At 67.9% G+C, this 25455-nt stretch carries 25 protein-coding genes and 1 pseudogene; 8 read left to right on the top strand and 18 right to left on the bottom strand.

What is annotated here, in order from left to right:
* Positions 1–13 precede the first annotated feature (13 nt).
* The 3 genes from ACIGKL_RS20470 to ACIGKL_RS20460 form a co-directional block, all read right to left on the bottom strand.
* Positions 14–1366 carry an MmgE/PrpD family protein gene (locus ACIGKL_RS20470; protein ID WP_397488282.1) on the bottom strand — a complete coding sequence of 451 codons (1353 nt, stop codon included), beginning with the start codon at positions 1364–1366 and terminating at the stop codon, positions 14–16.
* A 10-nt stretch (positions 1367–1376) separates the two neighbouring features.
* Positions 1377–2540, bottom strand: a complete 1164-nt coding sequence (locus tag ACIGKL_RS20465; RefSeq protein WP_104727584.1) for an acyl-CoA dehydrogenase family protein — start codon at positions 2538–2540, stop codon at positions 1377–1379.
* A 179-nt stretch (positions 2541–2719) separates the two neighbouring features.
* Complete coding sequence (locus ACIGKL_RS20460) at positions 2720–3547, bottom strand: MaoC family dehydratase N-terminal domain-containing protein (RefSeq protein WP_397488281.1); 828 nt, start codon at positions 3545–3547, stop codon at positions 2720–2722.
* Positions 3548–3747: 200 nt separating this feature from the next.
* Between ACIGKL_RS20460 and ACIGKL_RS20455 the strand changes: the two genes are divergently transcribed.
* Positions 3748–4635, top strand: a complete 888-nt coding sequence (locus tag ACIGKL_RS20455) for a LysR substrate-binding domain-containing protein (protein WP_397488280.1) — start codon at positions 3748–3750, stop codon at positions 4633–4635.
* 230 nt (positions 4636–4865) lie between these two features.
* Positions 4866–5426, top strand: a complete 561-nt coding sequence (locus tag ACIGKL_RS20450; RefSeq protein ID WP_397488279.1) for a nucleoside deaminase — start codon at positions 4866–4868, stop codon at positions 5424–5426.
* Between the two features lie 126 nt (positions 5427–5552).
* Here ACIGKL_RS20450 and ACIGKL_RS20445 read toward each other — a convergent pair whose 3' ends face one another.
* Entirely contained in the window at positions 5553–7106 is a 1554-nt protein-coding gene (locus ACIGKL_RS20445) for a sigma-54-dependent transcriptional regulator (protein ID WP_397488278.1), read from the bottom strand.
* Positions 7107–7364: 258 nt separating this feature from the next.
* Between ACIGKL_RS20445 and phhA the strand changes: the two genes are divergently transcribed.
* The 3 genes from phhA to ACIGKL_RS20430 all read left to right on the top strand — a co-directional run bounded on the left by phhA (position 7365) and on the right by ACIGKL_RS20430 (position 9869).
* A complete protein-coding gene (phhA, locus tag ACIGKL_RS20440; protein WP_397488277.1) occupies positions 7365–8150 on the top strand; it encodes a phenylalanine 4-monooxygenase in 786 nt (261 codons plus the stop codon).
* A 172-nt stretch (positions 8151–8322) separates the two neighbouring features.
* Positions 8323–8676, top strand: a complete 354-nt coding sequence (locus ACIGKL_RS20435) for a 4a-hydroxytetrahydrobiopterin dehydratase (protein ID WP_397488276.1) — start codon at positions 8323–8325, stop codon at positions 8674–8676.
* Positions 8673–9869, top strand: a complete 1197-nt coding sequence (locus tag ACIGKL_RS20430) for an amino acid aminotransferase (RefSeq protein ID WP_397488275.1) — start codon at positions 8673–8675, stop codon at positions 9867–9869. Before ACIGKL_RS20435 ends, ACIGKL_RS20430 begins: the two co-directional genes overlap by 4 nt.
* A 6-nt stretch (positions 9870–9875) precedes the next feature.
* On the opposite strand, the gene ACIGKL_RS20425 is transcribed toward ACIGKL_RS20430, so the two are convergent.
* From ACIGKL_RS20425 to ACIGKL_RS20415, 3 genes are all read right to left on the bottom strand, one after another.
* On the bottom strand, positions 9876–10109 hold the full coding sequence (locus tag ACIGKL_RS20425; protein WP_397488274.1) for an anti-sigma factor family protein: 234 nt from the start codon (positions 10107–10109) through the stop codon (positions 9876–9878).
* On the bottom strand, positions 10103–10705 hold the full coding sequence (locus ACIGKL_RS20420; RefSeq protein ID WP_397488273.1) for an RNA polymerase sigma factor: 603 nt from the start codon (positions 10703–10705) through the stop codon (positions 10103–10105). The genes ACIGKL_RS20425 and ACIGKL_RS20420 overlap by 7 nt, the downstream gene beginning before the upstream one ends.
* A gap of 65 nt (positions 10706–10770) precedes the next feature.
* Positions 10771–11892, bottom strand: a complete 1122-nt coding sequence (locus ACIGKL_RS20415; protein WP_397488272.1) for a beta-ketoacyl-ACP synthase III — start codon at positions 11890–11892, stop codon at positions 10771–10773.
* A gap of 243 nt (positions 11893–12135) precedes the next feature.
* Here ACIGKL_RS20415 and ACIGKL_RS20410 point away from each other — a divergent pair, with 243 nt between their 5' ends.
* Positions 12136–13746, top strand: coding sequence for an FMN-binding glutamate synthase family protein (locus ACIGKL_RS20410; protein WP_397488271.1), 1611 nt, complete (start codon positions 12136–12138; stop codon positions 13744–13746).
* A gap of 3 nt (positions 13747–13749) precedes the next feature.
* Here the strand turns inward: ACIGKL_RS20410 and ACIGKL_RS20405 are convergent, their stop codons facing one another.
* Positions 13750–15288 carry a methyl-accepting chemotaxis protein gene (locus ACIGKL_RS20405; protein WP_397488270.1) on the bottom strand — a complete coding sequence of 513 codons (1539 nt, stop codon included), beginning with the start codon at positions 15286–15288 and terminating at the stop codon, positions 13750–13752.
* Between the two features lie 201 nt (positions 15289–15489).
* Here ACIGKL_RS20405 and ACIGKL_RS20400 point away from each other — a divergent pair, with 201 nt between their 5' ends.
* A complete protein-coding gene (locus ACIGKL_RS20400; protein ID WP_021442106.1) occupies positions 15490–16101 on the top strand; it encodes a LysE family translocator in 612 nt (203 codons plus the stop codon).
* Here ACIGKL_RS20400 and ACIGKL_RS20395 read toward each other — a convergent pair.
* The gene (locus tag ACIGKL_RS20395) at positions 16098–16313 is read right to left on the bottom strand and encodes a hypothetical protein (protein ID WP_397488269.1); all 216 of its coding nucleotides are present in this window, start codon (positions 16311–16313) and stop codon (positions 16098–16100) included. The genes ACIGKL_RS20400 and ACIGKL_RS20395 overlap by 4 nt on opposite strands.
* A 14-nt stretch (positions 16314–16327) precedes the next feature.
* Positions 16328–16765: a carboxymuconolactone decarboxylase family protein gene (locus ACIGKL_RS20390; RefSeq protein ID WP_397488268.1), complete on the bottom strand. Its 438-nt coding sequence runs from the start codon at positions 16763–16765 to the stop codon at positions 16328–16330.
* Positions 16766–16880: 115 nt separating this feature from the next.
* Here ACIGKL_RS20390 and ACIGKL_RS20385 point away from each other — a divergent pair, with 115 nt between their 5' ends.
* Complete coding sequence (locus ACIGKL_RS20385) at positions 16881–17801, top strand: LysR substrate-binding domain-containing protein (RefSeq protein ID WP_397488267.1); 921 nt, start codon at positions 16881–16883, stop codon at positions 17799–17801.
* Between the two features lie 19 nt (positions 17802–17820).
* On the opposite strand, the gene ACIGKL_RS20380 is transcribed toward ACIGKL_RS20385, so the two are convergent.
* The 8 genes and pseudogenes from ACIGKL_RS20380 to ACIGKL_RS20345 all read right to left on the bottom strand — a co-directional run bounded on the left by ACIGKL_RS20380 (position 17821) and on the right by ACIGKL_RS20345 (position 25354).
* Entirely contained in the window at positions 17821–18912 is a 1092-nt protein-coding gene (locus ACIGKL_RS20380; RefSeq protein ID WP_397488266.1) for an extracellular solute-binding protein, read from the bottom strand.
* Between the two features lie 9 nt (positions 18913–18921).
* Positions 18922–20031, bottom strand: coding sequence for an agmatine deiminase (gene aguA / locus ACIGKL_RS20375; protein WP_397488265.1), 1110 nt, complete (start codon positions 20029–20031; stop codon positions 18922–18924).
* 96 nt (positions 20032–20127) lie between these two features.
* Positions 20128–21015 (bottom strand): annotated as a pseudogene (locus ACIGKL_RS20370) (LysR substrate-binding domain-containing protein).
* A gap of 84 nt (positions 21016–21099) precedes the next feature.
* A complete protein-coding gene (locus tag ACIGKL_RS20365) occupies positions 21100–22131 on the bottom strand; it encodes an AAA family ATPase (protein ID WP_397488264.1) in 1032 nt (343 codons plus the stop codon).
* Position 22132: 1 nt separating this feature from the next.
* On the bottom strand, positions 22133–22699 hold the full coding sequence (gene pnuC, locus ACIGKL_RS20360) for a nicotinamide riboside transporter PnuC (protein ID WP_397488263.1): 567 nt from the start codon (positions 22697–22699) through the stop codon (positions 22133–22135).
* Positions 22700–22900: 201 nt separating this feature from the next.
* Entirely contained in the window at positions 22901–24190 is a 1290-nt protein-coding gene (locus ACIGKL_RS20355; protein WP_397488262.1) for an FAD-dependent oxidoreductase, read from the bottom strand.
* 77 nt (positions 24191–24267) lie between these two features.
* On the bottom strand, positions 24268–24693 hold the full coding sequence (locus ACIGKL_RS20350; protein WP_397488261.1) for a 3-isopropylmalate dehydratase: 426 nt from the start codon (positions 24691–24693) through the stop codon (positions 24268–24270).
* A gap of 223 nt (positions 24694–24916) precedes the next feature.
* Positions 24917–25354: an HIT family protein gene (locus ACIGKL_RS20345; protein WP_397488260.1), complete on the bottom strand. Its 438-nt coding sequence runs from the start codon at positions 25352–25354 to the stop codon at positions 24917–24919.
* Between the last annotated feature and the right edge of the window lie 101 nt (positions 25355–25455).

The following is a 25455-nucleotide window of genomic DNA, read 5'->3' as shown; positions in this document are numbered from 1 at the left end:
TCCATGTCCTCGGTCAGGCCAGGTGGCTCAGGTCATCGGTCTCGCGCAGGCGCCAGACCCGCTCGATCAGCACACCCGCCTCATCGCTGCTGCGCTTGCCGGCGAAGGCCAATAGACGACGGAACTTGTCTTCCAGCTCGGCGCGACTGAGGGTGTTGCCGGGATCGCCCTTGGGCTCGTCGATGGCGCCATGCAGGGTGCGACCGTCGACCGTGACGACCTCAACGCGGCCCAACCAGCGAGCCGGATAGGCACCATCGACCTCGGGGTCGAGGCGCATGCTGACCTTGTCGCGGAAGGCGGCGACATCGGCATCGGTCAACGACAGGTTGGCGAATTCGGTGAGCTGCGCCTTGCCATGCACGGCGATCAGGCCGAGCACCGTGCCCATGGAAAACTTGGCCTGGTGCACGGTCTGCGGCACCTTCACCCGCCCGAGCACATCGATGGCGCCTTGATGCACACGGGCGATGACGCGCTCGATCTGCTCGTGGCGCAGACCTTCGCGCTGCATCAGGCCAAGCAGTGCATCCGCCGCCGGATGGGTGTGCCGGCAGGAGGCGTGAAACTTGAACGAGGTTTCCACCAGCGCCCAGCGCCGACCGAGACGGTCCGAGAGCTTGCTTGGATTGGCGTCACTGGACATGCCCGCAGCCATGCCCTGCTCGCCTTCGAGAATGTTCTGCGCGCCGGTCAGGCCCTGCTCGGTGAAGTACGCGGCGAGCAGACCATCGGCCGCCGCCTTGGCGGTGTGCAGCTGTTTGGAGTCGGCGGCATCGCGCAGGAACTCCCACAAGCCTGCAGCCTGGGTACCGGCATTACCGAGCAGGTGGATGAACTGCTGCTGGTCGAAGTCCAGCAGCTTGCCCACGGCCACCGCAGAGGCCAGGGTGCCCACCGTCGCCGTGGTGTGAAAGATGCGGTAGTGCGAGCGACCAAGGAATTCGCCGATGCGAATGCCCGCCTCGTAGCCGGCGACCGAGGCCAGTAACAGCTCGCGCCCGGACTTGCCGAGATCCTGCGCCGCCGCCAGGGCGGCCGAGAACACCACGGTGGCCGGGTGCAGCACCGAGCTGTTGTGCAGGTCGTCCTGCTCCACCAGATGAGACGACGCACCGTTGACCAGGGCGGCGAAGTACGCCGAGGTGCCGCGGCCGTTGACCAGGATGCGCGCCGGGCCGTCGGCCGGGCCCATCCGCTGCGCATAGGCCTCGAACAGCGGGATCGGCCGCGCGCCCTCGCTAGCCAGAGCCGAGCCGAGCCAGTCGAGGAACAGGTCTTCGGTGCGGTCCAGCACGTGGCCGGGGATCTGCTCGTAGGACAGTTCGGCGAGGAACGCAGCCAGCTGTTGAGTATGTTTGCTCATGGTCGCGGCCTCAGAACGAACGGGGCAGCTCGAGCAGGTGCTCGGCTACATAAGAGAGGATCAGGTTGGTGGAGATCGGCGCGACCTGGTACAGGCGGGTTTCGCGGAACTTGCGCTCGACGTCGTATTCGTTGGCGAAACCGAAGCCGCCGTGGGTCTGCAGGCAGGCGTTGGCCGCCTCCCAGCTGGCCTTGGCGGCCAGGTACTTGGCCATGTTGGCCGCCGCTCCGGCATTGCGCCCGGCGTCGTATTCCTCGCAGGCGCGCCAGCGCATCAGGTCGGCAGCCTCGATCTCGATATGCGCCTCGGCGATGGGGAATTGCACGCCCTGGTTCTGGCCGATGGGCCGGCCGAACACCACGCGATCGCGGGCGTACTGCGCGGACTTCTCGATAAACCAGCGGCCATCGCCGATGCACTCGGCGGCGATCAGCGTGCGCTCGGCATTGAGGCCGTCGAGGATGTAGCGGAAACCCTTGCCTTCTTCACCAATCAGGCTGCTGGCGGGGATTTCCAGGTTGTCGAAGAACAACTCGTTGGTCTCGTGATTGACCATGTTGGCAATCGGTTGCACGGTCAGGCCGTTGCCGATGGCTTCGCGCAGATCGACCAGGAAGATCGACATGCCCTCGGACTTGCGCTGCACCTCGGCCAGCGGCGTGGTGCGCGCCAACAGGATCATCAGATCGGAATGCTGGACGCGCGAGATCCACACCTTCTGCCCGTTGATCACGTACTTGTCGCCCTGACGCACGGCGGTGGTCTTGATCTTGGTGGTGTCGGTGCCGGTGGTCGGCTCGGTGACGCCCATCGACTGCAGGCGCAGCTCGCCGCTGGCCAGCTTCGGCAGGTAGTGGCGCTTCTGCTCCTCGCTACCGTTACGCAGCAGGGTGAACATGTTGTACATCTGCCCGTGGATGGTGCCGGAGTTGCCGCCGCAGTGGTTGACCTCCTCGAGGATCACCGAGGCCTCGGCCAGACCCAGGCCCGAGCCGCCGTACTCTTCCGGGATCATCGCCGACAGCCAGCCGGCCTCGGTCATGGCCGTGACGAAGGCTTCCGGGAAGCCCTTCTCCTCATCGATCTTGCGCCAGTATTCGGCGGGAAACTCCGCACAGAGGGCGCGCACGCCTTCGCGGATAGCGTTGAGTTCTTCGTTGTTGTTGTGGTTCATCGGTCTTCCTCGAAATCGTGTGGGCGTGACACCGCCCGGTAACGATGTAGGGCGTACTCGCGAAGCAGTACGCCGTTTCTATTTGATTCATCACAATCGGCGGACTGTTCGCTTAGGCTACGAGCGGCCGGCGTCCCGGTTCGCCCTACGAAATCAGCGTCCCGGTTCGCCCTACGAAATCAGTCGAATTGCACTTCGGCGCGCTGCGCCAGGCCGGCCTCGTTACCTGCCCACAGCTCGGCGTGGCCCTCGCCACTGATACGCCCGCCCACCTCGAAGGGGTTCGGTGCGATCAACGGGCGCAGGCCGCGATAGGCGAAATGACGCAGGCGCGCCTGCGGGTTGGCGCGGCAGAAGGCGCGCAGGTTCAGGGTGGCGATCAGCGGGCCGTGCACCACCAGGCCGCTGTAGCCTTCGGTTTCGGTGACGTAGGGCCAGTCGTAATGGATGCGGTGGCCATTGAAGGTCACGGCGCTGTAGCGAAACAGCAGCGTGCTGGACGGCGTGACCGCCTCGCGCCAGTCACCAGCGACCAGCGGCTCGCCGCTGCTGGCCTTGGGCGGGCTGGGCTCGCGGTAGACGATGTCCTGCTCTTCGCGGATGGCCAGTTGGCCGTCCTGCAGGTAGTCGTGCTGCACGGTGACGAACAGCAGCGCGCCGGTGCGGCCGTGCTTTTCCTCGATGTGCTTGATGGTCGATATACGGCTGGCTTCGCCACCCACCCGCAACGGCTGGATGAACTCGATACGGCCGCCGGCCCACATGCGGTTGCGGTTGTCGGCCGGCGGCAGGAAGCCACCACGCGCCGGATGGCCGTCCTCGCCCAGGCCACTCTCGGCAATAGGTTCCTGAAAGAACGCCCAGTGCCACAGCGGCGGCAGCGCCTCGCCATGGGCCGGCGTGGCTTCGCCGAAGGTGGCGGCGATGCGCTTGACCAGGTTGCGGCTGAGTTGGTCGTGGACTTCTTCACTACGACCGATCCAGGCGGAAAAAGCAGAATCACTCATGGGGCAGGTTCCAGCTCGGTTCTTGTGTGAGCTGGAGCATGCGATGCCGCATGCGTTCAGAGAATCCGCATTTATTTAAACCAGCGTTCGGATATGCTTAACGCCAATCCTGTAGGAGCCCGCTTGCGGGCGATGCTTTACAGATCGCCAGTGATCGCCCGCAAGCGGGCTCCTACGAATGACCTCAGGAAATGGCCACCATGCATTTCGATCTGCCCGACCTGCGCCTGTTCATCCACATCGCCGAGTCGCCCAGCCTGACCCAGGGCGCGCGCAAGGCGTTTCTCTCGCCGGCCGCCGCCAGCGCGCGGATCAAGTCACTGGAAAGCCAGCTCGGCAGCCGCCTGCTCTATCGCGACAGCCGTGGCGTCGAGCTGACCCCGGCCGGCCAGCGCCTACTGCAGCACGCGCGGCTGATCATGCGCCAGGTGGATTATCTGAAGAGCGAATTCACCGAATACGGCACCGACGCAGCAGGGCATATCCGCATCTTCGCCAACACCACGGCAGTGACCGAATTTCTCCCCGAGGTGCTGGCCGGTTTTCTCGCCGAACGCCCCGGCGTCACCGTCGATCTGCAGGAGCGCCTCAGCCGCGACATCGTACGTGGTGTGCTGGACGGCGCGGCGGATCTCGGCATCATCGCCGGCCCGGTGCAGGCGCCCGGCCTGCAGGTGCTGCACTTCAGCACCGACCGCCTGGTGCTGGCGGTGCCGCTGGGCCATGCCCTGGCGCGGCGGCCATCGGTGAGCTTCAACGACACCCTCGCCTACCAGCACATCGGCCTGCACGAGGGCAGCACGCTGCTGAGTTTTTTGCGTGAACAGGTGGAGAAACTCGGCGGCAACCTGGCCCTGCGTATCCAGGTATCGAGCTTCGAGGCGATCTGCCGAATGATCGAAGGCGGCGTCGGCATCGGCATCATTCCCGAGTCGGCAGCACGGCGGCACAGCCGCACCATGCAACTGGCGATTCTGCAACTGGACGAAGCCTGGGCGGTGCGCGAGCGCAGCATGCTGGTGCGCGAGCTGGATGCCCTGCCGGGCAGCGTGCGGGCGCTGATCGATCGGCTGAACCAAGGCGTGTAGCGCCGGGCGAATTCACAGGTAAAAAAAAAAGGGCGACCAAATTGGTCGCCCGCCCATTCAAGGCATTCCTCGAAAGGAATGCGGAAACGCTTGCACCCAAATCACGCAGGATGATCGGGACGAGCGCAGTGTCGCCGCAGCAGGCAGTGGCGACTATTGCACCAAGGTCGTAGGGCAGCAGCGGCCTTGGGGGCGGCCATAATGTCCGTCGAATTGCGAGGAAAAGCCCCATGAAGCCAGAGCACCTCGCCCTGCTGCAGCAAGCGCCGCCGAGTCGCCACGCCGACGACACCTGGGCCAGGCTGTGCTGCGAGCAGGCGCTGCTGGCGCTGGAGGAAGGCAGCTACGCGGTCGGCGCGCTGCTGGTCGATGACGCCGGCGAGTTGCTGTGCAGCGGCCGCAATCAGGTGTTCGCCGAACATTACGCCAGCGCCGCGCATGCCGAGATGCAGGTGCTCGATCAGCTCGAAGCCGAGCACCCGCAGCTCGACCGCAGCGGCCTGACGCTCTATGTCAGCCTGGAGCCCTGCCTGATGTGCCATGGCCGCATCCTGCTGGCCGGCATCCGCCGCGTGCGCTACCTGGCGCGCGACCGCGACGGCGGCTTCGCCGTCCACTCGCCGCGCCTGCCGCGTGCCTGGGCCAATCTGGCATCGCGTGTATCCGTGACGCAGGCCGAAGCCGATCCATACTGGATCGGGCTGGCCGCACGGGCGGTCGATCAGCTGCAGGATAGACGGGCGTTGCGCGATCGCGTGGTCACGGCCTGGCGCGGCGGCCAGATAAATTAGACGCGTATCGCTGTCGCGATCCCGTAGGGTGCGCCGTGCGCACCGAAAATTGCGGGTGTTAGCCGGGGCCAGCGAAGCATCGGTGCGCGCGGCGCACCCTACGCGCGTTTGTCCGCCGGACGCACCCTACTCCTTGCCCAACCCATGCTGGCGCAGCTTGTTGGCGATGGTGGTGTGCGACACGCCGAGGCGTTTGCCCAGTTGGCGGCTGCTCGGGTGGTCGTGGTACAGCCGCTCCAGCACCGCCTTCTCGAAGCGGCCGAGGATGTCGTCGAGGCAGCCTTCCACCGAGAACTCACCCAAGGGCTGTGGCGCGCCGTAGTCCGGCAGGCGGATATGCTCGGCCTTGACCGTGCCGCCGTCGCACAACGAGACCGCCTGGAACAGCACGTTCTCCAGCTGACGCACGTTGCCCGGCCAGTGGTAGTGGGCCAGTTTGTCCAGCACCGCGGGTGCCAGCTTGGGCAGCGCGCTGCCGATCTGCCGGCTGGCCTGGTCGAGAAAGTGCTCGACCAAAGGCGTCAGGCCGTCGAGGCATTCGCGCAGCGGCGGGATATGCAGGCTGAGCACGTTGAGGCGGTGATAGAGGTCCTGGCGGAACTCGCCGCGGGCGCACAGCTCGGACAGGTCGACCTGGGTGGCGCAGATCACCCGCACGTCGAGGTAGACCTCCTCGTCGCTGCCGACGCGGCGGAAGCAGCCGTCCTGCAAGAAGCGCAGCAGCTTGGCCTGCAGGCGCGGGCTCATCTCGCCGACGCCGTCGAGAAACAGCGTGCCGCCGGCGGTCAGCTCGAGCAGGCCGAGCTTGCCTTCCGGGCGCGCCCCCTCGAAGGCGCCGGGGCCGTAGCCGAACAGCTCGGTCTCGGCCATGGACTCCGGCAGCCCGGCACAGTTGAGCGCCATAAAGGGCGACTGCCCACGCGGGCTGGCCAGGTGACAGGCGCGCGCCAGCAGCTCCTTGCCGGTGCCGGTCTCGCCCTCGATCAGCAGCGGCGCATCCAGCGGCGCCATGCGCCGCGCCTCCTTGACCACCGCCGCCATCACCCTGGAGCTCTGGAAGATCGAGTCGAAGCCGCGCAGCTCCTGCTTGCGCACGTGGTAGATGCGCTCCCCCACCCGATCCGCCCGGTGCAGGGTGAGCACCGCGCCGGCCAGCGCCTCGCTGTCGTCGTGCTCGTTCTGCAGCGGGGCGATATCGGCGAGGAACACGTCGCCCTTGATCTTCACCCGCAGGCCGTTGATCCGCGCCTTGTTGGCACGCACCAGCTCGGGCAGGTCGAAGTCCTCGGCGTAGCGCGACAGCGCCATGCCCGGCACCTCGTCGACGCGCACGCCGAGCAGCTGCGCGGCGCTGCGGTTGGCGGCGACTATGCTGCCGGCCATGTCGATCGACAGCACCGGGAAATCCAGCGCGCCGAGCAGCGCATTGAGCTCCAGATGACGCCGCTCGCTGGGCATCAGGCCGACGCGCTTGACGCCGAACACCCCGGGGATGGCCTCGAACTTCGGCCGCAGCGACTGGAACTGCAGGTTGATCAGGTTCGGGCAGTGCAGGTAGATGGCGTTGCCCTGCTCGCCGCCGACTTCGCCGCGGGCGACGTTGATGCCGTAGTCGACCAGCAGGTTGAGGATGTCGCGCAGGATGCCGACGCGGTTCTGGCAGTGGACTTTGATACGCATGGCGAGGCTCGGATCAGGCTGGTTATGGGCCGCCGCCGGGGAAAATCGACGCGGGCGGCGTAATTTTCGTCAAGAATATGTGACAGCCTAGCGCAGCGACAAGGCGATAGCCGGCGATTTCGCCGATGCCGTAATCCATTCTTTACGGACTAGCCCGTTCCACTGCCGCTCGTCCCCCTGCCCGCCCCTGCCCCCGTCCGCGCACTCGGGTTACTTCTTTGTCCAAGACAAGAACAACAGCCCCCGCAGGAGGCATCGATGAAAGGCACGCAGTACCTGGCCCGGGAACCGGACGACAGCGGTTTTATCCACTACCCCGAAGCCGAGCACCAGGTGTGGAACACCCTGATCACCCGCCAGCTGAGGGTGATCGAGAATCGCGCCTGCCAGGAATACCTGGACGGCATCGAGCAGCTCGGCCTGCCGCTGGAGCGCATCCCCCAGCTCGGCGAGATCAACCGCGTACTCGAGGCCGCCACCGGCTGGCGCGTGGCGCGGGTGCCGGCGCTGATCCCGTTCCAGACCTTCTTCGAGCTGCTGGCCAGCAAGCAATTCCCGGTGGCCACCTTTATCCGTACCCCCGAGGAGCTGGACTACCTGCAGGAGCCGGACATCTTCCACGAGATCTTCGGCCACTGCCCGATGCTGACCAACCCCTGGTTCGCCGAGTTCACCCACACCTACGGCAAGCTCGGCCTCATGGCGAGCAAGGAAGAGCGCGTCTACCTGGCGCGGCTGTACTGGCTGACCATCGAGTTCGGCCTGGTCGACACCCCGGCCGGCCGGCGCATCTACGGCGGCGGCATCCTCTCCTCGCCGAAGGAGACGCTCTACGCCCTGTCCGACGCGCCCGAGCACCAGGCCTTCGACGCGCTGGAGGCGATGCGCACGCCGTATCGCATCGACATCCTGCAGCCGCTGTATTTCGTGTTGCCCGAGCTCAAGCGCCTGTTCGAGCTGGCCCACCAGGACATCATGGCGCTGGTGCAGCAGGCCATGCGCATGGGCCTGCACGCGCCGAAGTTTCCGCCAAAAGCCGCGTAGGGTGGACATGCCCCCAGGCTTGTCCACCATCGTTACAGGCGGTGGACAAGCTGCGCATGTCCACCCTACGAACAATCCAAACTCAGGGGCGAGTAGCCCGGATGAAATCCGGGATCGCCCGCAGGCATGACCCCGGATTTCATCCGGGCTACAAAAAATCAGGAGAAAACCCATGAGCCTTGCCCAAGCCCAATGCGAAGCCTGCCGCGCCGATGCGCCGAAGGTGTCCGACGAAGAACTGGCCGAACTGATCCGCGAAATTCCGGACTGGAACATCGAGGTGCGCGGCGACCATATGGAGCTGGAGCGCGTGTACCTGTTCAAGAACTTCCGCCACGCCCTGGCCTTCACCAACGCGGTCGGCGCCATCGCCGAGGAAGTCGGCCACCACCCGGCCCTGCTCACCGAATGGGGCAAGGTCACCGTCACCTGGTGGAGCCACGAGATGCGCGGCCTGCACCGCAACGATTTCATCATGGCCGCGCGCACCGACCTGCTGGCCGCCAGTGCCGAGGGCCGCAAGTGAGCCATTTCGCCAGCGTCGCCCGGGTGCCCGGCGACCCCATCCTCAGCCTGATGGAGGCCTACCGCCAAGATCGCCACCCGGCCAAGCTGGACCTGGGCGTCGGCGTGTACAAGGACGCCCAGGGCCTGACGCCGATTCCCCGTGCGGTGAAGCTGGCCGAGCAGCGCCTGCTCGACAGCGAGACCACCAAGACCTACGTCGGCGGCCATGGCGATGCGGCCTTCGGCGAGCGCCTCAGCCGGCTGGTGCTGGGCGCGGATTCGCCGCTGCTGGCCGGCCAGCGCGCCGGCGCCACCCAGACCCCAGGCGGCACCGGCGCCCTGCGCCTGGCCGGCGACTTCATCCGCCACTGCCTGCCGGGGCGCGGCATTTGGCTGAGCGACCCGACCTGGCCGATCCACGAGACGCTGTTCGCCGCCTGCGGCCTGAAGGTCGGCCACTACCCCTACGTCGGCGCCGACAACCGCCTCGACGTGGAGGCGATGATCGCGGCGCTGGCCCAGCTGCCCAAGGGCGACGTGGTGCTGCTGCACGCCTGTTGCCACAACCCCACCGGCTTCGACCTCGGCCCGCGCGACTTCAAGCGCGTGCTGGAAGTGGTCAAGGCGCGCGAACTGCTGCCGCTGATCGACTTCGCCTACCAGGGCTTCGGCGACGGCCTGGAGCAGGACGCCTGGGCCGTGCGCCTGTTCGCCGCCGAGCTGCCGGAGCTGCTGATCACCAGCTCCTCCTCGAAGAACTTCGGCCTGTACCGCGAACGCACCGGTGCGCTGCTCGTCTGCGCGGCGAGCGCCGACAAGCTGGTCGATATCCGCAGCCAACTGGCCTACCTCGCCCGCAACCTGTGGTCGACGCCGCCGGCCCACGGCGCCGCGGTGGTCGCCGAGATTCTCGGCGACGCCGAACTCAGGAAGCTGTGGCAGGACGAACTGGAGAGCATGCGCCTGCGCGTCGCCAGCCTGCGCCGCGGCCTGGTCGAGGCCCTGGCGCCGCACGGCCTGAGCGAGCGCTTCGCGCATATCGCCGAGCAGCGCGGCATGTTCTCCTACACCGGCCTGACGCCCGTGCAGGTGCAGCGCCTGCGCGACGAGTTCAGCGTGTACATGGTCGGCAGCGGCCGCGCCAACGTCGCAGGGCTGGATGCCAACCGTCTGCAGCAGCTGGCCAGCGCCATCGCGCGGGTCTGCGCTTAGAGCCGTTCAGTCCGCCTTGCGCCGCGCCTCGACCAGGCGCGCGGCCAAGGCGTCCAGTTCGGGCACCGCCGCTTCGGGCAGCTGGCGTAGCACCGCCTGGGTCAGCTTCAGCTGGCGGATAAAGCGCCGGCAGCGCACGCACATGGCCAGGTGCGCGCGCACCGCCAGGCGCTGGCGCAGGTTCAGCTGGCCGTCGAGAAAATCGCTGGACTGGGCCACCAGTTCCTTGCAGTTCAGCATTGCCCGGTCTCCTCGAAATGCTCCAGGGTGGCGAAGACTTTCAGGCGTGCGCGATGCAGCAGCACGCGGACATTGGAGAGCGAGATGTCGAGAAGATTACAGATCGCCTCCAGCTCCAGGCCCTGACGCTCGCGCAGCACCAGCACGCTGGCCTGCAGTTCGGACAGGCTGGCCAGGGTCTTGTCCAGGCACTCGCGCAGCTCGCGCTCGGTCAGCAGGGCCTCGGGGCTGTCCTGGTGCCAGGCCTGCGGCGCCAGCAGCCAGTGGCCGTCTGCGGAGAAACGCTCCTCGCCGACGCTGCCGTGCGGGCCCGGCAGGTCGTCGAGCAGCACCTCGCGGCGATTGTGCTTGAGGCGGGTCTTGGCGGTATTGGCGGTGATGGTCAGCAGCCAGGTCTTCAGGCTGGCCCGGCCCTGGAAGCCCTCCAGGCTGCGCACCACGGCGAGCCAGGCGTCCTGCACCACCTCGTCGGCATGGCGACTGCCGACTATGGCGTAGGCCACCGCGCGCATCGCCCCCTGGTAGGTGGCGACCAGCTCGCGGTAGGCCCGCTGTTCGCCGGCCAGTAGGCGCTGCAGCAGATCGGCGTCCGTCATGGCTCTCCCGTAGGGTGCGCTAGGCGCACCGCAGCCGCGTTGGCAGGATCAGCGCTTGCGCAGGATCAGCGCTTGCGCAGGATCACGCTGCCGATGGAATAACCGGCACCGAACGAGCTGAGCACGCCGAGACTGCCGGCCGGCAGGTCGTCCTGATGCTTGTGCAGCGCGATCACCGAACCGGCCGAGCTGGTGTTGGCGTAGGTGTCGAGGATCACCGGCGCCTCGTGCGGCTCGGCGTCGCGGCCGAGCAGCTTGCGCGCGATCAACAGGTTCATGTTGAGGTTGGCCTGGTGCAGCCAGAAGCGCTTGACATCGCCGACGTTGAGCTGGTTTTCCGCTAGGTGCGCGGCGATCAGCTCGGCGACCATCGGGCAGACGTCCTTGAACACCTTGCGGCCTTCCTGGACGAACAGCTTGTCGCGGGCGCCCACGCCCTCTTCCGCGGCGCGGTTGAGGAAGCCGAAGTTGTTGCGGATGTTGTTGGAGAACTGGGTCAGCAGCTTGGTACCGACCACGTCGAACTGGTGCTGGGAGGTGGCCTGGTCGGCGCGCTCGATGATCACCGCGGTGGCGGCGTCGCCGAAAATGAAGTGGCTGTCGCGGTCGCGGAAGTTCAGGTGGCCGGTGCAGATTTCCGGGTTGACCATCAGGATGGCGCGCGCCTGGCCGGTCTGCACCGCGTTGGTGGCGGCCTGGATGCCGAAGGTGGCCGAGGAGCAGGCCACGTTCATGTCGTAGCCCCAGCCGTCGATGCCCAGCGCGGCCTGCACTTCGATGGCCACCGCCGGGTAGGCGCGCTGCAGGTTGGAGCAGGCGACTATCACCCCGTCGATATCGGCGACGCTCTTGCCGGCGCGCTGCAGAGCCTGCCTGGCCGCGGCCACGGACATCTCGCAGAGGATGCCCCAGTCCTCGTTGGAACGCTCGGGGATGCGCGGCACCATGCGTTGCGGGTCGAGGATGCCGGCCTTGTCGATGACGAAGCGGCTCTTGATCCCGGAGGCCTTCTCGATGAAGGCGCTGCTCGATTCGGTCAGCGCCTCGACCTCGCCGCGGGCGATGGCCTCGGCGTTGTCGGCATTGAATTGCTGCACGTAGGCATTGAAGGATGCCACCAGTTCGTCGTTGGAAATGCTGTTGGCCGGGGTGTACAGGCCGGTACCACTGATCACGACGTTATGCACGGTCATTCCTCTTTTTCTTCGCCGCGCCGGGCGGCCTGCAGGCAGTAGGCCCACTTCTGGAGCATGGGCTGAACGGAGTTGCGGGCGAGGCGGCGACGGCGGCCCCGGCCCAATGCGCCGAGTTTGCCACAGGCCAATGGCGTTCGTCCGCAGCCCGGACGACTGTCCATACGGCCATGACGTGACCGAAATCGGCAAAAGCGTCTAGAGTGAGGTTTTCCTCCTGTTTCCTATGGAAATTGCATGAACCTGTCGCTACTCAGCCGCTACGCTTTTTTCGCCTTCTGTGTGCTGTTCACCCTGGCCAGCCTGCCCTTTCTCCAGCACGAGTGGCTGTGGCCCTTCACCCTGCTCGCCGCCGTGCTCAGCCTGATCGGCCTCGGCGACCTGCTGCAGACGCGCCAGGCGGTGCGGCGCAACTACCCGATCCTGGGCAATATCCGCTACCTGGTCGAAGGTATCCGCCCGGAGATCCGCCAGTACCTGCTCGAAGGCGACAGCGAGCAGCTGCCGTTCTCCCGTGCGCAGCGCTCGCTGGTCTACGCGCGGGCCAAGAACGAGGGTGCCGACAAGCCCTTCGGCACCCTGAGCGACGTGTACCGGAACGGCTTCGAGTTCATCAGCCACTCCATGCGCCCGGCGCCGCTCGCCGATCCCTGCGGCTTTCGCGTGCAGATCGGCGGCCCGCAGTGCCGCCAGCCCTACAGCGCCTCGCTGTTCAACATCTCGGCGATGAGCTTCGGCTCGCTCAGCGCCAACGCCATCCGCGCGCTGAACCAGGGCGCCAAACTCGGCAACTTCTACCACGACACCGGCGAGGGCAGCATCAGCCCCTATCACCGCGAACACGGCGGCGACCTGGTGTGGGAGCTGGGCAGTGGCTACTTCGGCTGCCGCGCCTCCGACGGCCGCTTCGACCCCGAGCGCTTCGCCACCCAGGCGCAGAGCGACCAGGTGAAGATGATCGAGATCAAGCTCAGCCAGGGCGCCAAGCCCGGCCACGGCGGCATCCTGCCCAAGCACAAGGTCACCGCGGAAATCGCCAGCACCCGCGGCGTGCCCATGGGCCAGGACTGCATCTCGCCGTCGCGCCACAGCGCCTTCTCCACCCCCATCGAACTGCTGCAGTTCATCGCCCGGCTGCGCGAGCTGTCCGGCGGCAAGCCGGTGGGCTTCAAGCTGTGCCTGGGCCACCCCTGGGAGTTCATGGCCATCGCCAAGGCCATGCTGGAGACCGGCATCCTGCCCGACTTCATCGTGGTCGACGGCAAGGAAGGCGGCACCGGCGCGGCGCCGCTGGAGTTCACCGACCACCTCGGCGTGCCGCTGCGCGAGGGCCTGCTGTTCGCCCACAACACCCTGGTCGGCTGCCAGCTGCGCGACAAGATCAAGCTCGGTGCCAGCGGCAAGATCGTCAGCGCCTTCGACATCGCCCGGGTGCTGGCCATCGGCGCCGACTGGGCCAACTCGGCGCGCGGTTTCATGTTCGCCATCGGCTGCATCCAGAGTCAGAGCTGCCACACCAACAAGTGCCCGACCGGGGTGGCCACCCAGGACCCGCTGCGCCAGCGCGCCCTGGTGGTCGAGGACAAGGCCCAGCGGGTGCACAACTTCCACCGCAACACGCTCAAGGCGCTGGCCGAGATGCTCGCCGCCGCCGGCCTCGAGCACCCGGCGCAAATCGACGCCAAGCACCTGGTGCAGCGCATGTCGGCCACCGAGATCAAGCTGTTCGCCCAGCAGCACGTGTTCCTCGCCCCCGGCGAGCTGCTCGGCGGGCAGATCGGCGGCGAGTTCTACGAGCGCATGTGGCGGATGGCGCGGGCCGACAGCTTCGAGCCGGCGCCGGCCTGAGGCTCAGGCCGGCTGCAGGCGATAACCGGCCACGACGGAGCCCGGCTGAGGCGCCGCGCCGACCGGCGCCGCGCCGCTGACATGGAATTCGCTGCACAGCTGGCCCAGGTTGCCGGCCAGCTGCTCCAGGCGCTGGCTGTCGTGCGCCACCTCCTGGGCATCGCGCGCGGTGTCGTCGGCGATGCTGCGCACCTGCTGGATCAGCCGCCCCACCTCGCTGGTCGCCGCCAGTTGCTCGCGGGTCGACACGCCGATGGACTGGATCGCTTCGATCGAGCGGTGCACGTTGCCCAGCAGGTCGACGGTCTGCTCGGTGTAGCCGACGCAGCGCGCCACCCCGGCGTGGCTGGCCTGCATCGCCGCCACTGCCCGTGCGCTGCCCTGCTGCAGGCTGGCGATCAGCTCGCGAATCTCGCCGGTGGCCTGCTGGGTGCGCCGCGCCAGCTGGCGCACCTCGTCGGCGACCACGGCGAAACCGCGGCCCTGTTCGCCGGCGCGCGCCGCCTCGATGGCGGCGTTGAGCGCCAGCAGGTTGGTCTGCTCGGCCACCGCGCCGATCACCTCGAGCACCCGGCCGATCTGCTGGCTGCTGTCGGCCAGGGCCTGCACCACCTCGGCGGCGCCCTGCAGGTCGCGCTCCAGTTCGAGAATGCCGGTCTGCGTGGCGCCGATCGCCTGCGCCCCGGCGCTGGCATCGCGGTCGGCCTGCTGCGCGGTGTGCGCGGCCTGCTCGGCATCCGCCGAGACCTGCACCACGGCCTGGGTCAGCTGTTCGATGGCGCCGCCCATCTGCGCGGTGGCCCCCAGCAGGGCCTCGGCGCACTGGTTCAGCTCGGCGGTGGAGCGGCTCAGGTGACGGCTGGTGTCGTGCAACTCGCCGCCGGCGGCGACCACCCGGCTGACCAGTCGATCGAGCAAACCGAGAAAGCGGTTGAAGCGCTGCGCCAGGCGATTGCCGGCGCCGCTGCGGTAGGCCAGGTCGACCGGCTCGCCCTCGCGCAGCAGGTGCGCCGAGGTGCGCTGCAGGTCCTCGCTGGCCGCCGCTTCGCGCGCAGCGTGCACGGCCAGTACCAGCAGCACCAGGGTTTCCGCCACCACGTAGGCGGCGTGGATGAAGATCACCGGCCAGCCGCCGTCGCCGCGCACCACCCAGACCTCGGCGCCGCCCTGCTGCAGGGCGAAGAACGCCACGTGATGCACGGCGATGACCGCGGCCGCGCAGAGAATCGGCAACCAGTCGCGGTAATAGAGCAGAAAGGCCAGCAGCACGAAGACGCTGAAGTGCATCTCCAGCATGCCGTGGCTCTGCTGGATATGCAGCGCGGCCAGCACCATGAAGGCCACGCCCATCAGGCAGCGGTAGGCGCGGCTGCCGCCGATCAGCCGGTACAGCAGGCTCAGGCACAGGGCCGTGCCGCCGCCGATCACCAGCGCGGCGGCCCAGGTGTCGTGCCAGAAGGCCAGGCCGAAGGCATACAGGGTGATGAGCCAGAGCACGCCGAGCATCAGGCGGTCGGCTTGCAGATGGAATTGGCTGAACATGAAAAGCCTCCCTGGCAGGCACGCGAATGGGGCGATCTGTTCTTATTGGCGATTGAAATCTAGCACGCTTGTGCAATAAAGCGACGAAAGACACGAGCAAAGTGCCACTACAGCAAACCTTCACGCCCTGCCGCCCTCCCTTTACCCGCAGCGCGCGCTGGGCCAGACTCGCAGCACCTTCCCGCCGCCCCGGATCGCCTCATGGCCCTGCATACCTGGTTGCTGTTTCTCGTCGCCGTGATCGGCCTGTCGCTGACGCCCGGCCCCAACGGCCTGCTGGCGCTGACCCACGGCGCGCTCTACGGTCACCGCAAGGCCAGCTGGACGGTGTTCGGCGGCGTGCTCGGCTTCGCCCTGCTGATGGCCCTGTCGATGTTCGGCCTGGCCGCCCTGCTCAAGGCCTCGGCCGATGCCCTGCTGGTGCTCAAGTGGATCGGCGGCGCCTACCTGATCTGGCTCGGCATCCAGCTCTGGCGGGCGCCGGCGCTGCACCTGACGGTCGCCGGCCAGGGCGCGCAGAAACCCGCCGCCGCGCTGTTTCGCCAGGGCCTGCTGGCGGCGCTGTCCAACCCCAAGGTGATCCTGTTCTTCGGCGCCTTCCTGCCGCAGTTCCTCGACCCGGCGCGCAGCCTGTGGCAGCAGTTCGCGGTGATGGCGCTGACCTTCGCCCTGGTCGAAGGCCTGGTGGAATACCTGCTGGCGCGCATGGCGCAGCGCATCCGTCCCTGGCTGGAGCGCAGCGGCCGCGGCTTCAATCGCGGCTGCGGCGGCCTGTTCGCGCTGATGGGCGCCGCCCTGCCGCTGAGTCGCTAAGCGTCGCTAGCGGACGGCGCGCAGCTCAGCCCGCGCAGCCAGGCGCAGGCCAGCAGCTCGCCAAGGCGCGGCGCCTCGCCGGCATCCAGGCGCAGCAACCAACGCTCGCCGCCCGGCGCCAACGCCGTCACCCGCGTCGCCCAGCCGCTCGGCAGCAGGGCCTGCAGTTGTGCCTCGACGAGCGGCCGGGTGTGCAATTGGCAGTAAGGCATCACCCACCTCTGCCTCAAGGCTGCATGGCGAAACCGACGCCGAAGCGGTTCCAGGCGTTGATGGTGGCGATGCACAGGGTCAGCTCGGCCAGTTGCTGCGCGTCGAACTGCGCCGCCACCTGGCGGTAGACAGCCTCCGGGGCGCCGCGCTGGGCCAGCAGGGTGAGGTGATCGGTCCACAGCAGCGCAGCGCGTTCGCGCTCGCTGAACAGCGGCGAATCCTCCCAGGCACCGACGGCCAGCAGGCGCCGCGCCGTTTCGCCGGCCTTGAGCGCATCGCTGCCGTGCATGTCGAGGCACAGGGCGCAGCCGTTGAGCTGCGAGGCGCGCAGCTTGACCAGTTCGCGCAGGGACGGCTCCAGCAGGCTGTCGGCCTGGGCCTGTTCCAGCCCGAGCATGGCCTTGAATACCTGGGGGGCGGCCTGGTGATAGTCGAGACGATGGCTGTGCATGGCGATTCTCCGCTCGAGCCCGGCGATGTACCGGGATTGCTCGGCACTGTATTACTCGCAGAACCACGGATAAATTATCCAACCAAGTATACTTTGTGCGGAGTTACGGACAATCATGGCCTTTGATCGACTAGAAGCGATGCGCGCCTTCTGCCGTATCGTCGAACTGGGCAGCTTCACCCGCGCCGCCGACGCCCTGGGTCTGGCCAAGACCACGGTATCCGGCCAGCTGCAGGCGCTGGAAAGCCAGCTCGGCATCAAGCTGCTGCACCGCACCACCCGCCGCGTGTCGCCGACCACCGACGGCAGCGCCTACTACGAACGCGCCCGCGCCGTGCTCGACGACCTCGACGAGCTGGAGGCCTCGGTGGCGCAGAACCGCAGCCTGGCGCGCGGCCGGGTGCGGGTGGAGATGCCTTCGCCGGTCAGCCGTTTCCTGCTGATCCCAGCGCTACCGGATTTCGTCGCCCAGTACCCGCAGATCCGTCTGGACCTGGGCAGCAGCGAGCGCATCGTCGACCTGGTCCAGGAGGGCGTGGACTGCGCCATTCGCGGCGGCCTGGTGCACGACCCGGATCTGGTCTGCCGGCCCATCGGCCGCATGCGTTTCAGCCTGTGCGCGGCGCCCGCCTACCTTGCCGCCAGCGCGCCGCTGCGCCACCCCGACGACCTGCCCCGGCACCGCTACCTGGCTTTCGTCTACCCCGCCAGCGGGCGGCAGAAGGTCAACGCCCTGCACCGCGGCGAGCAGCGCATCGTCATCGAACAGGAGCCGGCCATGCGCTTCAACAGCGGCGAGGCCTATCTGGCCGCGGCCGAAGCCGGCCTGGGCATCGCCGTGCTGCCCCTGGCCGCTGCCCGCCGGGCGCTGGACGAGGGACGCCTGGTGCAACCGCTGGCCGACTGGCAGGCGGACGCCATGCCGCTGAGCCTGGTCTATCCCTACTCGCGTCACCTCTCGGCGCGGGTGCGGGCCTTTATCGACTGGGCCGCCCAGCGCATGGCCGGCGACCCGCTGTGGCGCCTGGAGGACTGACGCCGGTCGCACCTCGCCCTTACTTGCCCGATTTCAGCCGACTGAAGGCGCGGGTCAGGGCGCGATTGAACTCGCGACCGTTGTCGTTCTTGCTGTACAGCGTGGCGCGCAGCTCGGCCGGCGGGTAGGTGCCGGGGTCGGCGAGCAGCGCCGGGTCGACGAAGGCGTCGGCCGCCGGCACCGCGTTGGCGTAGTAGATGCTGTTGCTGATGGCGCCGATCACCTCGGGGCTCATCAGGTGGTCCATCAGCGCCAGGCCGGCCTCGGGGTGCGGCGCATCCGCCGGGATGACCATGGCGTCGAACCAGATCAGCGTGCCCTCGCGGGGGATGCGGTAGCTCAGTCGGTAGTCCTTGCCGGCCTGCTCGGCCTGCGCCGCGGCGATGGCGACGTTGCCGTTCCAGGCCATCGCCAGGCAGGTCTCGCCGTTGGCCAGGTCGCTGATATTGCGGTCGTTGTCGAAGTAGCGGATATGCGGCCTGACCTTGGCCAGGTGGGCCTCGGCGGCCTTGAGGTCGTCGAGGTTCTGCCGGTTGATATCCAGCCCCAGGTAGCGGAAGGCGGCGGCGAACACCTCGTTGGGGTCGTTGAGCAGGCTCACCCCGCAGTCGGCGAATTTCTCCACCACGGCCGGGTCCATCAGCATCGCCCAGCTGCCGGTCGGTGCGTCGCGCATGCGCGCGGCGATGGCCTCCTGCTGGTAGCCGAAGCCGGTGGTGCCCCAGACGTACAGCCCGGCATGGCGGTTGCCCGGATCGAAGCTGGCCATATGCGCGGTGAACTCCGCATCCAGCCCGGCGAAGTGCGGCAGGCGCGCCTTGTCCAGCTCCTGCAGCGCGCCGCTGGCGATGGCCCGGCTCAGGTGCTGGCCGGCGGTCAACACCAGGTCGTAGCCGCTGCCGCCGGTGAGCAGCTTGGTTTCCACCGTTTCCAGCGAATCGAAGTGATCGACCACCACGCGGATGCCGGTCTTGGCCTCGAAGGACGCCAGGGTGTCCGGCGCCAGGTACTCGTTCCAGATATACAGATTGACCTGCTTGGCGGGCTCGGCCGCCTGCGCCTGCGCGCAGACGACGAGAGCCAGAGCCGACAAGGCGGCATGCAGTTTCATGACGGCCTCCTAGCGCTTGGGCGCGGCGTATTGCGGCATGGTGATGCAGGCGACGTTGCCGCCGCCGAGCAGGATCTCCCGCGAGTTGTCGATGCCGAGGATGCGATGGCGCGGGAACAGCTCGGCCAGGGTGGCCTGGGCGATGCGGTCGTTGGGATCATTGAACAGCGGCAGGACGATGGCCGAGTTGCCGGCGTAGTAGTTGATATAGGAGGCGCAGATCTGCGTGCCGGCCTGACGGGTGTGGGTGGCGTCGTCCTGGTCCAGGCCCTCGGCCTCGGCCGCCGTCCACTCCAGCACCCGCGGTTGCGGCAGCTTGTGCACCTCCAGCGCGCGCCCCTGGGCGTCGCGGGTGCTGCGCAGGATGTCATGGGCCTCCTGGTAGATCTCCCACTGCGGGTCGCTGCGGTCGTCGGTCCACTGCATCACCACCGCGCCGGGGCGGACGAAGCAGGCCAGGTCGTCGATATGGCCGTCGGTTTCGTCGAACTTGCAGCCGCGCGGCAGCCAGATCACCTGCTCGGCGCCGAGGTAGTCCTGCAGGCGGCGGGTCATCTCGTCCTTGCCCAGGTGGGCGTTGCGGTTGCGGTTGAGCAGACACTGCTCGGTGGTCAGCAGGGTGCGCTGGCCATCGCTCTGGATGCCGCCCATCTCGGCGATAAAGGGCGCGCGGTAGCGCTCGAAGCCCTCGATCTCGAGGATCTTCTGCGCGATCTGGTCGTCCTTGTCCCAGGGGTAGTAGAGGCCGCCGTCGAGACCGCCGTAGGCGTTGAACTCGAAGTCCACGCCGCGCACCTCGCCGCTGTCGTCATTGACCAGGAAGGCCGGGCCGCTGTCGCGGAACCAGGTGTCGTTGCAGCTTATCTCCACCACCCGCACCTGCGCCGGCAGCTGGCGGCGGGCGTTGGCGTACTGCGCCGCCGAGGCGCACACGGTGACCGGCTCGCTGCTGGCGATGGCCGAAACGATCTCGACCCAGACCTTCTGCGCCGGCTTGCCGCCGTTGCGCCACACGTCCGGGCGCTCCGGCCAGCCGAGCCAGCAGCGGGCCTTGGGTTCGAATTCGCCGGGCAGGCGGAAGCCGTCGGCCTTGGGCAGCGAGGTCAGGGTACGGGCCATTGCTAGGTACTCGTCGGTGGCTGGAGATGAGCCGACAGTACCCGCGGCAGAGCGGCCGCGACCAATGACGATTATCGCGGAACCCTTGAATTCAGTTCACAGGTCGACCAGCTGATCGGTGAACCATTCGATGAACTGCGCCACCGCCGGCTTGTCCAGGCGCAGCCGCTCGCAGACCAGCGCGTACTGCCCCAGCGACGCCACCTGGGCGGCGAACGGGCGCACCAGGCGACCGCTAGCCAGGTCCTCGGCACTGGTCAGGTTATCGCCGATGGCCACGCCCTGGCCGCGCGCGGCGGCCTCCATGGTCAGCCCGGCATGGCCCAGGTAGAGATGGCGCGCCGGCTGGATGTCGCCGGCGTGGGTGGTCAGCCAGGCGGTCCAGGTCTTGCCGTCCTGGTCGTCGTGCAGCAGGCAGTGGCGGGCCAGGTCGCGCGGGTGCTTGAGCGGCAGCTGGTTGAACAGGCCGGGGCTGCACACCGGGAAGAACTGCAGGGTCGGCAGCGGCCGCACGAAATAGGCGCTGGCGTCCTCGGGGCCGGTGCCGTAGGTGATCGCCAGGTCGATCTCGGCGCCCGGCAGCGGCGCTTCCAGCGGTTGCTCGTGCAGGTGCAGGGTGATCTGCGGGTGGCGCTCGGCGAAGTCGGCCAGGCGCCCGATCAGCCACTTCTGCGCCAGCTCCACGGTCACCGCGATGCGCAACTGGGCCTGCGAGCCGGGGTCGCGCAGCTCGTCGCAGGCCTCACCGATCAGCTCGAAGGCCTGCTGCAGGCTGTGCAATAGACGTCGTGCCTACGGCGTGGGGCGCACCTGACGGCCTTCGCGCTCAAACAGCGCGGTGCCCAGTTGCTCCTCCAGCTGGCGAATCTGGTGGCTGACCGCGCTATCGGTGACGCACAGCTCGGCGGCCGCGCGACCGAAGTGGGCGTGGCGCGCGGCGGCTTCGAAGGTGCGCAGGGCGGTGAGCGAAGGCAGGCGGCGCATGACGATCCCGGTTGCGGCAAAGAAAGGCATCCTCCCCCAGCCACCGGCGGCCGGCAAGCTGCGCCGTGTGCACCGACTGTCCGCCTAGGTTCCGCCCAGGCTGCGCAGCACTTGCTCGACCCGCTGTTCCAGCGAGCCCGTCAGGCGAGTGAAGGCCCAGCCACGCCGCTCCAGCTCCTGCTCGTACCAGCGGTTCTGTCGGCGGCGAAAGGTCTCGTCCTGGCGTGTGCCGTCCTGCACGAAGGGGAAATCGTCGGCGCACAGAAACAGGTGCTGGTAGCGACGCTCGGCCAACTGCTCCAGCTCGGCTTCGGCACGACCAAACAGTTCGCGACAGTAGAACAGCGTGGTCAGCGGCGTGGTGTCGCAGACCAGGTAACGCTGGCACTGGCCGGCCAGCGCCTGCTCGCGCGCGACCTGGGTACGGCCGATGCGCAGCAGGTCGTCGTAGCCGAGCACGCCGCCCTGCTCTTCCCACAACTCGCGGCCGTACTCGGCGGCGTGGCGCGTGCCCAACGCCTCGGCCAACGCCAGGCTCAGGCTGCTCTTGCCGGTGGACTCGCCGCCGAGCAGACCGATGCGCTCGACGAAGTCGCCGTAGACCGGCGCCGCCAGGTACCGACGCAAGCCATGGATATCGGCGCGCAGGCGTGAGCCAGAAACGGGAACGTGCGTACGCGCCCGATCCACCTCGACATGGCGTACCGGCCGGCCGAAGCATTGCGCCAGGTGCGCGGCGAAGCCGTCACCATAGGCCTCGCTGGTGAATACCGCGTCCACCGGCTGGCCCAGCACGGCCAGGCAGAAATCGGCGACGAACTGGCGCTGCACGGCATCCGGCTCGTCGCCCTGGGGCAGATCCGCCAGCGCCATCCCCTGGGCGCGTTGTCCGGCGACCCACTCGGGCGTCGCCACCCAGCTGCGCAGCTCGGGAAAGCGCAGCCGCAACCAGCGCGCCCGGCGCTCGGGCTCGCAATCGGCAAGCTCCGGGCGCGCCCAACTGAGCAGAACCAGTTGCTCGCACTGTGCCTGGGCCTGGCGAATCAACCATTCATGCCCCAGGTGCAACGGCGCGAACTTGCCGACCACCAGCCCACGGGCGAATCGCTTGCTCATCTCAGGCCGTCTGCACTGCCAGTTCCCGGCGCCAGCGATACAGGCCGTACCAGGCGTTGCACCAGAACAGCGCGTAGATGAAGGCGGTCAGGTACAGCTCGCGCGAGGCGAACAGCGGCACCGCCAGGGTGTTCACCAGCAGCCAGCCATACCAGCTCTCCAGCTTGCGGCGCATCAGCAGCAGCTGCGCCAGCACGCTGAGGGTCAGCACCAGCGAATCGATGAAAGGCGCGTAGGCATCGGTGAAATGGTGCAGCAGCGCCCCGTAGGCGAGCGCCACGACCACCGCGAGCGACAGCGCCAGGCACAGTCCCGTCCAGGCCGAGCGGCTGATCGGCAGCGCCGCGCCCTTGCGCCCGTAGAGCCAGCTCCACCATCCCAGCAGGCTGGTGGCGATGAAGAAGGCCTGCAGGGTGACATCCGCATACAGCTGCACACTGAAGAACAGCCAGCCGAACAGCGCGCAGCCGATCAGCCCGACCGCCCAGGTATGCACCGAATTGCGCGCCGCCAGCAGCACCGAAGCCAGGTAGAAGAGGTTGGCGAAGATCTCCAGCGACGACGGCATGCACGCATCCTTATGGACATGGAATCAGCGGCGCAGCCTATCAGGCCACGGTCATATCTGTATCGGCCCTGACGCGCCATGACGGTAGGGTGCGCCGTGCGCACCAGGGGCGGTACAGCCGGCATTCCGGTGCGCACAGCGCACCCTACGAGGTATCGCCGCCAGATACGCGGCCTTATCCGATCGGCATCGGCACGAGGCTCATTCCCACGCCTCCCGCTCCCCTTTCCAGGCGTGCAGCTCGCGCTTCTGCGCGCCCGACCACAACCAGCCGCTGCGCGCGCCCACCAGGGTGCTGACCGCATGCTGGCGGCCGAAGCGGTTGTGGCGGGCGAGCATCAGGGCGATATCGCGCACTACGGCCAGCGCGCTGCTGTTGGACTGGAACAATGGCGTCAGCAAGCGGCTGGCCTGGCGGTAGTAACGCAGGTGGTCGCGGCGGGCGTCGCCGTAGCGGGCGAAGATGGCGTTCCAGTCGAGAGAGTGCTGCTCCCGCCCGCAGGTCTCACCCAGGGCATCGGCCAGCGCGGCAGCGTCGACCAGCGCCATGTTGGCGCCCTGCCCCAGTTGCGGACTCATGGCGTGGGCGCAATCGCCGATGGCCAGGACACGGCCGTCGTGCCAGCGCTGCATGCGCACGTCCGCATAGGCGGCCAGGGTCAGTTGCGCGGGGTCGTGCAGCTGTTGCAGATAGACCTCGGCGGCCTCGCCGGCCAGGTTGCGCACACGGGTCTTCCAGGCCTCCAGACCGCTCGCTTGCCACGCCTCGTGCTCGCTGAGCGGCAGGCTCCAGAACAGACTGGTCAACGAGGTGTCACGGGCCTGGTGGGTGCAGCCGGTCGGCATCAGGCCGAACATTTCCCGGCAACCGCGATACCACTGGCGCAGCTCGCCAGACTCGGCAGTAGGGGAAGTCGGCAACATGCTCCACAGCGCGCCCCAGGGATAGGGCCGCGCCCACTGGCGCACCTGCATCTGTGCGCGAAGGGTCGAGCGGGTGCCATCGGCCAGGATCAGCGCGGCGAAATCGCCCAGGGGACTCTCGTCGCCATGCGCGTCCTCCCGCAGCAGCCGTACATGACCGGGCGCCTGCTCGAAGCGGCTGACCGCGATGCCGGTTTCCAGCTGCACGCCGGCACGTTGCGCCGCATGCAGCAGAGCCGTCATCAGCACGCCACGGTGGATGCCGAGACCGAAGCTGCCCGGCTGCCAGTCGTGATAACGCGTATCGAGGATCGCCCGCCCCTGGCAACTGGTGCCATACAGCCGGCTGACCGGCGCGCCCAGCGCGGTGCACTCGGCCAGCAGTCCCAGGCGCTGCAACACCGCCAGGCCGGACGGCTGCAGCAGGATGCCGGCGCCCACCGGCTGCAGCCGTTCGACACGTTCCAGCAGGCGTACCGCATGGCCCTGACGGGCGAGAAGAATCGCGGCGGCCAGACCGGCGGTGCCCGCTCCCACTATGGCTATCGGCAATCCATTCAAATTCATGCTCCCTGGTTTGATGCAGGGAATACTAACCGGTGCGCGTCACTCTCGGCATGAACGCCCGCACAGCGGCAAAGCGATCAGGGCTTGTCCGCGCGGATATCGAAGCCACCCTTATTCTGGCTGACGATGCGCAGGTGCTGGGTTTCCCCGCTTTGCACCGGCACCGCCACTTCGCGCAGCAGGCGGCCCATGCCGCACAGGGTGTCATCCATGCGGTCCGGCGTGATGCCGACCACGCGTGTGCCTGGCGGCACCTGGAAGGTCGCGACCTCACCGACGCCGATGCGCGCGGCGACCTGGCGGTCCACTTCGATGGCCACGTAGCAGCCGCCACCCATCAGCCCGAAATCGCGGTTGACCACGATCTGCGCGCCGTTTGCCTGCGCCTGCTGAAACGCCAGCAGGCGATCTTCCGGCACCGGCTTGACGTGCTCGGGGTCACCTCGAAACGACGAACAACCGGCCAGCAACAACAGAGGTAGAGCGACGAGGAGCGAACGCATGAGCCCTCCATGGGCAGATGAATGCCGCCTGAGTATTGGGGCTGGCGGGCCGGCGGGCAAGGTATCGATCGCGCCGATGCCCCGTAGGGTGTCGCGGGGGCGCCCAGGTCGTGCGCACCTCGACTGTAGCGTCGGCGCCTCGGTGCGCACGGCGCACCCTACGAAGCCTCACGGCCAGGCACGAAGCCTTACGACAGCCAGGCGTGCGACTCATGGCGTGGCTTCAGCCCTGTAGGCGCTTGACCAGACGCGCCTGCAGCGCTTCCAGCTCGGCCGGGTCGGCCTTGCTGGCCGCGTGAATGCCCAGCCCCTCGCCCTCGAAGCGCGGGATCACGTGCATATGAATATGGAACACCGTCTGCCCGGCCGGCGCGCCGTTGAACTGCGCCACCTGTACCCCGGCCGGCTCCAGCTCCTCGACCAGGGCGCGGGTGAGCTTCTGCACCACCGCCATCACCTTGGCCAGGCTGGCCTCGTCGATCTCGAGGATGTTGCGCGCGGCGGCGCGCTTGGGAATCACCAGGCTGTGGCCGTAGGACTGCGGGAACAGGTCGAGGAAGGCCAGCACCTCGTCGTCTTCGTACAGCTTGTAGCAGGGCGCTTCGCCGCGAATGATCTGGGCGAAGATGTTCTGGGGATCGTAGGTACCGTGCAGACTCATGCCGATGGGCTCCGTGCCGGGTGGAGGAAAGCTCGCACCATACCGTCTCGCCCGCGCCCAGGAAACCGGCGCTTCACCGCCGTAAGGCTCGCGTCTCCATG

It is taken from the genome of Pseudomonas sp. NPDC077186, assembly GCF_044543505.1.
Taxonomy (GTDB): Bacteria; Pseudomonadota; Gammaproteobacteria; order Pseudomonadales; family Pseudomonadaceae; genus Aquipseudomonas.
This window is presented reverse-complemented; position numbering and strand designations above follow the sequence as displayed.